This is a genomic window from Micromonospora sp. SD19, from assembly GCF_054462275.1.
Window position 1 is genome coordinate 170,628 of record NZ_JBTLMN010000001.1, and the last position, 11,521, is coordinate 182,148.

An 11,521-nucleotide genomic window follows, 5' to 3' on the forward strand; every position below is an offset into this window, starting at 1 on the left:
CCTTCCTGCCCCCGACGAGCGATCGTACGCCGCCGATCGGCGGTACGGGAGGGGACGCGCAGATGCTCACCCCCGAGGGGGACGCTGACGAGGTCCGCCATGTGGTCGGTCTGCCTCTGCCCGACCGCTGCTGGGCTCCGGCGGACTACGATCGACAATCGGTGTGCCCTCCGCCATGGTCAGCGGTGTGCGGGGTACCCGGGGCGGGAGCCACCCGAGCAGCGATCGAGGTGAGGTCATGACCGGCACGACACTCGACGACTACACCGACCGGTACGCCCGGCGGGTACGCGGGATGACCGCCTCCGAGATCCGAGCATTGTTCGCGGTGGCCAGTCGCCCGGAGGTCGTCTCGCTTGCCGGCGGCGCTCCGTACATCGCCGCCCTTCCGCTGGACGCGGTCGGCGAGATGCTCGGCCGGCTCGGCTCCGAGCACGGCGTGACCACCCTCCAGTACGGCATCGGTCAGGGCACCCTTGAGCTGCGCGAGCGGATCTGCGAGGTGATGTCGCTCTCCGGCATCGACGCCGGGTGCGGCGCGTCCCCGGAGGACGTCGTGGTCACCGTGGGCGGGCAGCAGGCACTGGACCTGGTGGCCCGGCTCTTCCTCGACCCCGGTGACGTGGTGCTCGCCGAGGGGCCGACGTACGTCGGTGCGCTCGGCGTGTTCCAGGCCGCCCAGGCGCAGGTCGTCCACGTACCGATGGACGCGGACGGGCTGATCCCGGAGGCGCTGGAGACCGCTATCGCCGACCTGGCGCGGGCCGGCCAGCGGGTCAAGTTCCTCTACACGATCCCCACCTACCAGAACCCGACCGGTGTGACGCTCAGCGAGGAGCGCCGGGAACGGGTGCTCGACATCTGCGAGCGCGCCGGCCTGCTCGTCGTCGAGGACGACCCGTACGGGCAGCTGGGGTTCGAGGGTGAAGCCCCGGCCCCGTTGCGGGCCCGCCGCCGGGACGGCGTCTTCTACCTCAGCACGTTCTCCAAGACCTTCGCCCCGGGGCTGCGGGTCGGCTGGATCCTGGCGCCGCACGCGGTCCGCGACAAGCTGGTCATCGCCAGCGAGGCGCAGATCCTCTGCCCCAGCGGTTACGCCCAGGCCGCGGTGGCCACCTATCTGAGCACCATGCCGTGGCGGCAGCAGCTCAAGGTCTACCGCGAGGTCTACCGGGAGCGCCGGGACGCCCTGCTCGACGCGATGGCCGACCTGATGCCCGAGGGCACCAGCTGGACCACACCGACCGGCGGGCTGTTCGTGTGGGCCACGCTGCCCGACGGGCTCGACTCGAAGGCCATGATGCCGCGCGCGGTCGCCGCCCGGGTCGCCTACGTCCCCGGCACCGGTTTCTACGCCGACGGCACCGGCACCGGCGCCATGCGGCTCAACTTCAGCTTCCCGCCGCCGGAGCGGATCCGCGAGGGCATCCGCCGGCTGTCCGGTGTGATGGAGCAGGAGATCGCCATGCGCCGGGTCTTCGGCGCCGTGGGTGGCGCCGCCGGCCGGCGCGGCCGGGCCGGTTCCGACGTGCCCGGGCCCGACTTGGCATGATGCCGGCATGGGTACGACCGTCGAGCATCTCCTCGTGACCGAATCCGCCGTCTCGGCCGACCTCCGCGTCGTGGTGCTCGCGGGCGGCCTCTCCTACGAACGGGACGTGTCGCTGCGCTCCGGTCGTCGGGTGCTCGACGCGCTGCGCGCCGTCGGCGTGGAGGCCGAGCTGCGCGACGCGGACGTGGCGCTGCTGCCGGCGCTCGCGGCCGACCCGCCGGACGCGGTGGTGATCGCACTGCACGGCGCGACCGGCGAGGACGGCTCGCTGCGCGGGGTGCTGGATCTGTGCGACATCCCGTACGTCGGCTGCGACGCCCGGGCCTCCCGGGTCGCCTGGGACAAGCCCTCGGCCAAGGCGGTGCTCCGCGAGGCCGGCATCCCCACCCCGGACTGGGTGGCGCTTCCGCACGACCGCTTCTCCGAGCTGGGTGCGGTCGCCGTCCTGGACCGGATCGTCGACCGTCTCGGGTTGCCCCTGATGGTCAAGCCGGCGCAGGGCGGGTCCGGGTTGGGCGGAGCGGTGGTCCGGGACGCCGCCGCGCTGCCCGCCGCCATGGTGGGCTGCTTCGCGTACGACTCCACGGCGCTGGTGGAGCGGTACGTGCCGGGGATCGACGTGGCGGTCTCCGTCGTCGACCTCGGCGACGGCCCGCAGGCGCTGCCGCCGGTGGAGATCGTGCCCCGCAACGGCGTGTACGACTACGCCGCCCGCTACACCGCGGGGCGGACCACCTGGCACGCCCCGGCCCGGCTGGCCCCGGAGGTGGCAGCCACTGTCGCTGACGTGGCCCTCGCGGCGCACACCGCGCTCGGTCTCCGGGACCTCTCGCGCGTCGACGTGATCGTGGACGCGGCCGGCCAGCCCCACGTGCTGGAGGTCAACGTCTCGCCGGGCATGACGGAGACGTCCCTGCTTCCGCTCGCCGTGCAGGCGGCCGGACTGGACTTCGGTCGGCTCCTCGGCACCCTGGTCGCCCGGGCGGCGGCCCGCCTCACCACTCACTGACCGACCTGTCAGCCCGTCGCGGCGAGCGCGGGTCGACCGTGTGGTTGACCCGGCGGGCCAACCACACGGTCGGTTCCAGATCAGTGACCCGCGCGTACGTCTGGTGTGTCGGTGCCGTTGGTGCGCGCTGCTGCGCCCGGGTCGCTGGGGATGCTCGTCCTGCCGGCAGCACCGGAGGCACCGCCGTTGGCGAGGTCGGAGGCGGCCGGGATGGCGGGGGCCGAGCCGCCCTCGTCGACGCGTGCGCCCGCCGAGTCGACGTCTGGCGCGTCCGCGCTTGCGCCCGCCGGGCCGACGCGGAGCCCGTCGCCCGGCCTTCCCGCCGGGTTGTCGGTGGGCGTTGCCGCCGCCTTGTCGGTGGGCGTCCCCACCGTGGCGACGCTGCCGGGTGCGGCGCTGCCGAACGCGGCGCTCTCGGATGCGGTCCTGTCAGATCCGGTCCTGTCGGATGCGGCGTTGTCGGAAGCCGCGCTGCCGGCGGGGGCGGTGGCGTCCCGGGCCGGGACGGCCGGGACACCGGCAGGGTTGGTGACGGGTGGCGTCCGAGCAGGTTCAGCCGCCCGGTCGGCGACGGTGGTCGCCGTCGAGCCGGCACCGGCGTTCGCCTGCGGGACCGGTCCGACCGCCGGCACGCTGTCGGCGTCAGCGGAACCGGACGGGGAGTCCAGCACCGGTTCCGGAATCTCCTCTGCCGCCTCGATGACCGAAACCGCGTCCGCTGCGGCTGCTGCCGCTGAGGCAGCCTCGGCTGCGGCGGCGGCATCCGCGGCAGCCGACTGGGCCAGCAGACTGGACGGCGCCTGCCACTGGATGCGGGGTGGCTCGGCGAGCGGACGGCCACCGAACTCGGCGAGCCAGGCCGCTACCAGTGCCAGATTTTCCCGCCACTGCGCCTCGGAGATCGGCGGCAGGATCGAGTCCCACAGCGACAGGAACGTGCCCCGCAACTGGAGGCGACCGTACGGCCGGGCGAGGAACCACATGTGCAGGTGAGCGGAGCCGTCGCCCCAGCGGTTGACGTGCACCCGGGCGACGCCGTCGAGCGAGCGGATGGCCCGCTCCAGACGCACGGTCATCACGCCCAGTTCGGCGGCCAGCAGGTTCGGCAGGTCACCGAGGTCGAGGTGGGTCCGCGATTCCAGGATGAGCACCATAGGCAGACCGGTGGGGCGGTCCATGGCGCGTACCCGCCACCGCTCACCCACCCAGATGTAGGCGTCGTCGGGCGCGTTGCAGGCGGTGCATTCCCGGAGACCCTCACCCTTCCGGGGCGGTTCAACCGGGACCGGATCATCGAGCTGCTTCACGTGGAGGTCACCCTCGAAGGGAAATGACGGCCACTGGGTGAAGTCCGGGACTGAGGGAGGGGTGTCGTGCACGACGCTGACCCTAACCGAGTCTGGCACCGCTGTCCCTACCTGTTTGAGCGGTCCTGAGCCACCGGATCATCGCGCCACCGCCGCTCGGGCTCGAGTGGTCGCGCGGGCACCGAGAGGCGATATCCACAGGCTGCCGAGGTCCTCAACACGGGCCGTCATCCACAGGCCCGCACCCGCTCCCACGCGCTGTTTCACGTGAAACGGGGGGTGCCTGTGGACAACCGGTGTGGATAACTTTTCGACCTGTCGGTCGTTGTCGCCAACCCGCGTCCGAGGCGGTTCGGGCCGCCTCGGAGGCCGGCGGCTGAACGGTGCCCGCAACGCCGACGCGTGGGGACGCGGAGGCGACCCAGCTGACCGTCAACCCGACCCGCAGGGGTCGATTGACACACCGACGAGCCGGTGTCGCTGTTTGACGTGAAACCGGCGCAGGGCGGCGGCTGGCGTCGCTGCGCGGATTGCCTCTGGTGGGTCCGACCACGAACCCAGGCCCTTCGGCTCACCCGAGGATCACCGCGGAGGCGCCGTGCAGGCCACTCAGCGGCTCGCTGTCGCGTCGAGCGGGGCTGGGGGTGGCTCGGGTCGACCCCAGCATTCCGGAGCCTTCTGTGACCCGTGCAGGAGATCGGTTCGCCACTGCGGCGTCCACCGACCGCATCTGCGCGGTCGCCGTTCCCGAAGACGTGGACGGCCGGGCCGTCTGCCCCCGCGTACTCCGAGGCGCTCCTCGGGGGGCCGGCTGAGCGATTCGGCGTCCGTCCGGTCCGCCGATCCGTTGAGCGAAGCCGCCGGCTGTTTCACGTGAAACGTGACGACCCCGGGATGCGGAACGGCCGCGCCCCCGGGTGGGGTGGCGCGGCCGTGGGTGAGCGGGCTGGGCTCAGTCCCCGCTCTCCTCCTGCTGCACGCCGATGATCCCGACGATCCGCTCCAGGTCGTCAACGGTCGCGAACTCAATCGTGATCTTGCCCTTGCTCCGGCCGATGTCCACCTTCACCCGGGTGTCGAACCGGTCGGACAGCCGGTCGGCGAGATCGGTCAGGGCCGGCGCGTGCGCCTTGGGCCGCCGCTTCGCGGCCTGACCCTTCGCCGGGCCGTCGTTCAGCGTCAGGGCGACGATTTCTTCGGTCGCCCGAACCGACAGCCCTTCGGCCACGATCCGCAGGGCCAGCTGTTCCTGCGCCTCTGACTCGTCGAGGCTCAGCAGAGCGCGGGCGTGCCCCGCCGACAGGACGCCGGCGGCAACCCGGCGCTGCACCTGGGCGGGCAGATTCAGCAGTCGGATGGTGTTGGAGATCTGCGGGCGGCTCCGGCCGATCCGCCGGGCCAACTCCTCGTGGGTGGCCCCGAACTCCTCCAGCAGTTGCTGATAGGCGGCGGCCTCTTCGAGCGGGTTCAGGTTCGCCCGGTGGATGTTCTCCAGCAGGGCGTCGCGGAGCATGGCGTCGTCGCGGGTGTCCCGGACAATCGCCGGGATGCTCTCCCGGCCCACCGCCTGGGCGGCCCGCCAGCGCCGCTCGCCCATCACCAGTTCGTACTTCTCGTCGTCGAGCTGCCGTACGACGATGGGCTGGAGGAAGCCAACCTCCTGGATCGAGGTCTTCAGCTCCTCCAGCGCCTCCTCGTCGAAGACCTGACGCGGCTGCTTCGGGTTGGGCATGATCGCGTCGACCGGAATCTCGGCGAATCGCGCACCCGGCACCGGGCTGAGCACGGGCTCCGGCTCGTGGACTGGCACCCGGGCGGGCACCGCGGAGACGGCGGCCGTGGTGCCCGCGCCGTCCGGGCGCTCGTTGTCCGGCTCGGCCGTCGCGGTGCCAGCGGCACCCGAGACCGGCCCGGTCGGGATCAGCGCCCCCAGGCCCTTACCCAGACCGCCCCGAGGACGGTTCTTCATGCCACGCCTCCCAGCGACTTGTCCGCACTACGCATTCCGGCCCACCGGCTCCTTGACGCCCCGCTCGGCGATCTCCTGAGCCGCCTCGAAGTAGCTCGTGGCGCCCCGCGAACCGGGATCGTAGGTCATCACCGACTGGCCGTAACTCGGTGCCTCGGAGACTCGGACGTTGCGGGGGATGACCGCCTGGAGGACCTTGTCGCCGAAGTGGTTCCGGACGTCCTGCTCGACGGCGTCGGCCAACCGGGTACGGCGGTCGTACATGGTCAGCAGGATGGTGGAGACATCGAGTTTCGGGTTGAGGTGCTGGCGTACCAGGTTGATGTTGTTGATCAGCTGGTTGAGCCCTTCCAGCGCGTAGTACTCGCACTGGATCGGGATCAGCACCTCCTGCGCGGCAACCAGAGCGTTGACGGTGAGCAGACCGAGCGAGGGTGGGCAGTCGATGAAGACGTAGTCGAACTCGCCCGGGTAGGCGGCGATCGCCCGGTCCAGACGCGACTCTCGGGCCACCACCGACACCAACTCGATCTCGGCTCCGGCCAGGTCGATGGTCGCGGGCACGCACCAGAGGTTGGGGATGCCCTCGACCGCCTGCGCCACCTCGACCAGCGGCACGCTGTTGATCAGGCAGTCGTACACGTCGGGGATTCCGGTGTGGTGCGGGACGTTGAGCCCGGTCGAGGCGTTGCCCTGCGGGTCGAGGTCGACCACGAGCACCCGGTTGCCGTGCAGGGCGAGCGCCACCGCAAGGTTGACGGTGGTGGTGGTCTTACCCACGCCGCCCTTCTGGTTGGCGACGCACATGACCCGGGTCCGGTCCGGCCGAGGCATGGTCACCTCGCCACTGGGATTCAGGATCTGCACGGCGCGCATCGCCTCCATAGCCAACGGTGGGTCATCCTCTTCGCGCGTCGGGGTTTCACGTGAAACGTACGTGGGGTCGGCCGCCACGGCGGCCAACGACTCGGTCGAAGCGACCGGGGCGTCGGCGACCACCGGCGCGGCGTCCCGAACGGCAGCCGCAGTGGGTTGGTGCGGGACCGCCGGCTCGAATCGAACCGCCGCGGCGGTGTTGCGCCGACCCGAGGTCGACCGCACCTCGGCCGCGTTGATCGGTCGACTCGACGCCTCCGGCGTCCTGCGCCCACCCGGTGGGTCCGCGAGGGCCGAGCCGTCCGGTCGCCCCGTGCCCGTCGGCGGGTCGAGTGCCGGCGGCGGATCGCTGTCGGTGGGTCGGTTCGATGGCCCGGTCGCGCCGGGCGACCAGCTCGGGTAGTCGGTTTCACGTGAAACGGGATCGCTGGTCGACCCGGTCACGCGTGGATCGTCGTACCTGCCGTCGTCATGCACCTGTCATCCCTGCCCGCTTCGGATGGTCGGTCCGCGCCCCGGTCAACTCGGCCGCGTCCACGCCCGCAACCCGGAGCGTACGGCCCACGGGAGCGGTCGGAGACCCGCGACGTCCGTCATCCGCTACACACTATCGACGCGCGGTCAGCCTACGGCGGACGGGCGCGGCCGGTCCACGTCGGGTTCTCATCCCCTCGTCCACCCGTACCGGTACAACGAGGCAACCCACCGGCCGGAAGCCCGATGGCGCGAAGTGTCAACCTCGGCGGGGACGCCCGCCCCGGGCGCGCTTCTTCGCCGCCGGGCGGGGCGGACCGACCATCCGCTCGCGCACGATCTCCACCACGGTGGTGGGTGGATCGATCACACCGACGCCGCAGAGCCGCACGGTTGGCTCCCCACCGCCGAGTCGCGCCACCACGTCGGCGTGTTCCTCGATCTCGGCGGCGGCGGACGAGCCCTTGAGCGCCAGCAGACGGCCACCCCGAACCGCCAGGGGGAGACTCCAGCCGGCCAGCCGATCCAGGGGCGCGACCGCGCGCGCGGTCACCACGTCTCCGCTGATCGGCTCCCGGCCGCTCGATCCGCTGGCTGCCTCGTCGGCCCGGCCCCGGAACACCCGTACCGACCTGGCCAGGCCGAGTTGCTCGACGACCTCGATCAGGAACGAGGTCCGTCGGGCCAGCGGCTCGATCAGGGTGACGGTGAGGTCGGGGCGGGCGATCGCCAGGACGAGACCCGGCAGGCCGGCTCCCGAGCCGACGTCGAGCACCGTCGCGCCGGACGGGATCCGCTCGGCGACCGCAGCACAGTTGAGCAGGTGCCGATCCCAGATGCGGGGGGCCTCCCGGGGGCCGATCAGGCCGCGGACCACCCCGTCGGTGGCCAGCAGTTCGGCGTACGCGGCGGCCAGGTCGAGACGGTCGCCGAAGAGGGTGAGCGCGGCTGGCGCCAGCTCGGGCGGCAACGCCGCGTCGGCCGGTGACGGGGCGGTGTCGCTGCCCGTCGTGCCAGCGTCGGCGTCGGAGGTGACGGGGCGGACAGCGGACGGCCCGGGCGGCGTGCCGCCCGGGCCGGACACGGCTTCCGCCGTGAGGTCGTCGTGGGTCACCCGGTCAGTCCGCCGGCCGTACGACGATGCGCCGGTTCGGCTCCACACCCTCGGACTCGCTCGCCACGCCCGACATGGCGTTGACGACGTCGTGCACGCACTTGCGCTCGAACGCGGACATCGCCTCCAGGCGGACCGGCTCGCCGTACTCCTTGACCTTCTCGACGGCGTTCTTGGCGACCGCGGCGAGTTCCTTGCGGCGGTTCGCCCGGTAGCCGCCGACGTCGAGCAGCAGCCGGCTCGGCGTACCGGTCTGCCGGAAGACGGCGAGGCGGGTCAGCTCCTGGAGCGCCTCCAGGGTGGCCCCGCGCTGACCGACCAGATTCTGCAACCGCTCGCCGACCACCTCGACCATCGGCCGGCCGGCGGCGACCAACTCGTCGATGTCGCCGTCGTAGTCGAGGATGTCGAGCAGGCCCTCGACGTAGTCAGCGGCGATCTCGCTCTGCCGGAACAGGTCGCCCTCGCCCACAGCCTTCTTCGCCCGGGTGCCACTGCCAGCGGCGGTGTCGGTGTCGTCGTCCGCCTCGGTGTCGTCGGCTTCGGTGTCGTCGCCGTCCACCGCGAGCGTGGCGGTCTCCTCCTCGTCCACTGACTGCTCGGCGCGGGGGATGCTGGTCTCGGTCACGGTCTCATCTCCGTACTCGCTCGGCCGGACCGTCGGGTCCGACTGGTTTCCCGGGGCCGGCTGGAGGTTGCCGGTGCCCACAGGCACGTCTGTACGGGCAGTGTCGCCCGTGGCCGCGCGGTGCGCGGTCGGTTCCACCCGGCGCCGGCCGTACGGCGGCTGCGCGGTGCGGAACGGGCCGCCGCCGGATCACCGGCGGCGGCCCTCACACATCAGCCCTGCCGCTTGGCGGGGCGGCTCTTCTTCGGGTTGTTCACCGGCTTGGCGCCCGGCTTCGGCCCGGCCACCTTGGGTGCTGCCGCCTTGACCGGCACCGGCGGGGCCGCCTTGCCGCGACCGAACAGGCCACCGGACTTGGCGGGCTGCACCGGGTTGCGGGAGGTGGCGGGGGCGGCGGTCTTCGCGGTCACCGGCGGCGGGAACTTCCGCAGCACCCACTGCTGCTGGCCGAGGGTGAAGAGGTTGTTGGTGACCCAGTAGATGATGACGCCGATCGGGAAGATCGCGCCGGAGATCAGCAGCGACGCCGGGATGCCGTAGAGCATCAGCCGCTGGATCATCCGCTGCTGCGGGTCCTCCGCCCAACCGGTCTTGAGGATCATCTGACGGCTGGTCAGGTAGGTGGTCGCGATCATGACCAGGACCAGGACACCAGCAATGATCTTCACGGTGCTGCCGTTGGCGCCCAGGCTGGCCAGCTCGTCGGCGGTGGAGCCGAACTTGCCGGCGATGGGAGCGGTGAAGAGCTTCGCCTGCGAGGCGCTCTGGAACTGGTCGACGGTCCAGCCGTAGAGGGTCTTGTTCTGCTTGTCGGGATCGAGCCGGCGCAGCACGTGGAAGAGACCCAGGAAGACCGGGATCTGAAGGAACATCGGAAGGCAACCCATCAGCGGGTTGGCCTTCTCCTTCTTGTACAGCTCCATCATTTCTTTCTGGAGCGTCTCCCGGTCACCCTTGTGCTTCTCCTGAAGCTCCTTGACCTTGGGCTGGAGCGCCTGCATCGCCCGCTGCGACTTGATCTGCTTGACGAAGACCGGGAACAGGATCACCCGGACGGTGACCACCAGGAAGACGATGGCCAGGATCCAGGCGAAGTTGGTGCCGAGCACCGCGCCGACCGGCACCCCGATGGCGTCCCAGGCCGAGTGCCAGGTCAGCAGGATCCACGAAATCGCGTAGTAGATCCAGTCGAGACTCAATTCGGGGCTCCAGTCACATCAGCACGGCGGCGGCCGCCCGGCTCCGGCACCGGGTCATATCCACCAGGGTGAAAGGGGTGGCAGCGCAACAACCGCCGGACCGCCAGCACGGCTCCCCGGAGCGCGCCGTGTCGAGCGACCGCTTCCTGGGCGTACGCACTGCACGACGGGTAGAACCGACAGCGAGCCGGCAGTGCCGGACTTATCCACCGACGGTACGCGATGATGGGCGCGATCAGCACCTTGGCACCGGTTGTCGACGGGCGGGGGCTGGTCTGCTCGGTGTCAGTCATCGGGACCGCCGCTCCCGGGGCGACCTGGCGACCGCGATGGCGGCGTCCAGATCGGTGGCGAGCCGGGGGTACGACGCCTGCGCCGCGGCGGGCAGCGCCCGGACGACCAGGGTGCTGCCGGCGGGCAGGGCGGTCAGCCGTTCCCGGACCAGCGCCCGCAGTCGGCGGCGGACCCGGTTGCGGGTCACCGCGTTGCCGACCGCCTTGGACACGACAAAGCCGGCACGGGAGGGCGCAGACGACTGCTCCGCACTGTTGTCCCGTACCGGCTCCGGCGAGGTCGGTGTGCTGGGGTCGACGGTCACCGGCATGGCCAGGTGGACCACGACGGCGCCACGTCCGGCGCGTCGGCCACCGCGAACCGCTGCGGCGAAGTCAGTGCTGCGCCGCAGTCGCTGTGCGGCGGCCAGCACGACTGCCCACGTCCCCTGGACCGGCCCGGTCGGCTCAGGCCGACAGGGTGGTGCGACCCTTGGCGCGACGGCTCGACAGGATGGCACGGCCGGCACGGGTGCGCATGCGCAGCCGGAAGCCGTGGGTCTTCGCGCGCCGGCGGTTGTTCGGCTGGTAGGTGCGCTTGCTCACGTCAGGCTCTCCGTTTTCGTACGCGCCCCGCGCGACGGGATCGCCGGGGTCGTGTGGTGGTCCAGGCCACCGCGACGGTGGCCCACGATCGGTGCTGTCCGGCGGGGCGGGACCTCGGCGGTGCGAGGATGCGACCGCGGACAGCAAGCACCCATCACCCTAGCAGAGGGCGAGAAAGCAGCCGTTCCAGCCTACGCAGGGGGGCAATGGCCGTCAAACACCCCGAGCAGCGGACAACGGGACGCGCCCGAGGCGGGAGGACGGTTTTCGCTGATGCCGACAAGGGCGCCGCCGCGTCGCCGGTTGATGGCGCAGGGACAACGCTGTTACCGTGCCCGATTGCGGTGAGCGTCGGAAGCTCCGGTCGTCGCACAGGCAAGACCGGACAAGGCAGTGAATCGTTCGGCACGGTGAACCCGCTTCAGCGCCCGTTCAGGCAGGGGCAGGTGCCACCCGCGTCCGGCGGTGGCCACAATCGGTCGGTACACAGGCTGTGGATAACTTGTGGATGACCA

The 11,521-nt window shown here is 71.5% G+C and carries 11 protein-coding genes; 2 read left to right on the forward strand and 9 right to left on the reverse strand.

The annotated features are described in order from the left end of the window. Nucleotides 1-238 precede the first annotated feature (238 nt). Nucleotides 239-1,552 carry an aminotransferase-like domain-containing protein gene (locus ACX27O_RS00790; protein WP_030331854.1) on the forward strand — a complete coding sequence of 438 codons (1,314 nt, stop codon included), beginning with the start codon at nt 239-241 and terminating at the stop codon, nt 1,550-1,552. Nucleotides 1,553-1,559: 7 nt separating this feature from the next. Then, nucleotides 1,560-2,561, forward strand: a complete 1,002-nt coding sequence (locus ACX27O_RS00795; RefSeq protein ID WP_030331856.1) for a D-alanine--D-alanine ligase family protein — start codon at nt 1,560-1,562, stop codon at nt 2,559-2,561. An 80-nt stretch (nt 2,562-2,641) separates the two neighbouring features. On the opposite strand, the gene ACX27O_RS00800 is transcribed toward ACX27O_RS00795, so the two are convergent. The 9 genes from ACX27O_RS00800 to rpmH form a co-directional block, all read right to left on the reverse strand. Then, on the reverse strand, nt 2,642-3,715 hold the full coding sequence (locus ACX27O_RS00800) for a hypothetical protein (protein WP_458939092.1): 1,074 nt from the start codon (nt 3,713-3,715) through the stop codon (nt 2,642-2,644). Nucleotides 3,716-4,820: 1,105 nt separating this feature from the next. Then, entirely contained in the window at nt 4,821-5,837 is a 1,017-nt protein-coding gene (locus tag ACX27O_RS00805) for a ParB/RepB/Spo0J family partition protein (RefSeq protein WP_030331860.1), read from the reverse strand. Nucleotides 5,838-5,864: 27 nt separating this feature from the next. Next, complete coding sequence (locus ACX27O_RS00810; protein ID WP_081883821.1) at nt 5,865-7,190, reverse strand: ParA family protein; 1,326 nt, start codon at nt 7,188-7,190, stop codon at nt 5,865-5,867. A gap of 256 nt (nt 7,191-7,446) precedes the next feature. Beyond that, nucleotides 7,447-8,157, reverse strand: coding sequence for a 16S rRNA (guanine(527)-N(7))-methyltransferase RsmG (gene rsmG / locus ACX27O_RS00815; protein WP_030331865.1), 711 nt, complete (start codon nt 8,155-8,157; stop codon nt 7,447-7,449). Between the two features lie 148 nt (nt 8,158-8,305). Continuing rightward, a complete protein-coding gene (locus ACX27O_RS00820; protein ID WP_030331867.1) occupies nt 8,306-8,929 on the reverse strand; it encodes a Jag family protein in 624 nt (207 codons plus the stop codon). 212 nt (nt 8,930-9,141) lie between these two features. Continuing rightward, nucleotides 9,142-10,128, reverse strand: a complete 987-nt coding sequence (gene yidC / locus ACX27O_RS00825; protein ID WP_210858656.1) for a membrane protein insertase YidC — start codon at nt 10,126-10,128, stop codon at nt 9,142-9,144. After that, nucleotides 10,125-10,421 carry a membrane protein insertion efficiency factor YidD gene (gene yidD / locus ACX27O_RS00830; protein ID WP_081883822.1) on the reverse strand — a complete coding sequence of 99 codons (297 nt, stop codon included), beginning with the start codon at nt 10,419-10,421 and terminating at the stop codon, nt 10,125-10,127. The genes yidC and yidD overlap by 4 nt, the downstream gene beginning before the upstream one ends. Continuing rightward, nucleotides 10,418-10,834 (reverse strand): ribonuclease P protein component, encoded by a 417-nt coding sequence (gene rnpA, locus ACX27O_RS00835; protein WP_030331871.1) that lies wholly within the window; start codon nt 10,832-10,834, stop codon nt 10,418-10,420. Before rnpA ends, yidD begins: the two co-directional genes overlap by 4 nt. 34 nt (nt 10,835-10,868) lie before the next feature. Then, nucleotides 10,869-11,006 carry a 50S ribosomal protein L34 gene (rpmH, locus tag ACX27O_RS00840; RefSeq protein WP_007453904.1) on the reverse strand — a complete coding sequence of 46 codons (138 nt, stop codon included), beginning with the start codon at nt 11,004-11,006 and terminating at the stop codon, nt 10,869-10,871. Nucleotides 11,007-11,521 lie beyond the last annotated feature (515 nt).

Bases quoted from the DNA above. Each gene is read 5' to 3' on its own strand.
- ACX27O_RS00790 (WP_030331854.1), top strand. From the start codon at position 239: ATGACCGGCACGACACTCGACGACTACACCGACCGGTACGCCCGGCGG.
- ACX27O_RS00795 (WP_030331856.1), top strand. From the start codon at position 1,560: ATGGGTACGACCGTCGAGCATCTCCTCGTGACCGAATCCGCCGTCTCG.
- ACX27O_RS00800 (WP_458939092.1), bottom strand. From the start codon at position 3,715: ATGGTGCTCATCCTGGAATCGCGGACCCACCTCGACCTCGGTGACCTG.
- ACX27O_RS00805 (WP_030331860.1), bottom strand. From the start codon at position 5,837: ATGAAGAACCGTCCTCGGGGCGGTCTGGGTAAGGGCCTGGGGGCGCTG.
- yidD (WP_081883822.1), bottom strand. From the start codon at position 10,421: ATGACTGACACCGAGCAGACCAGCCCCCGCCCGTCGACAACCGGTGCC.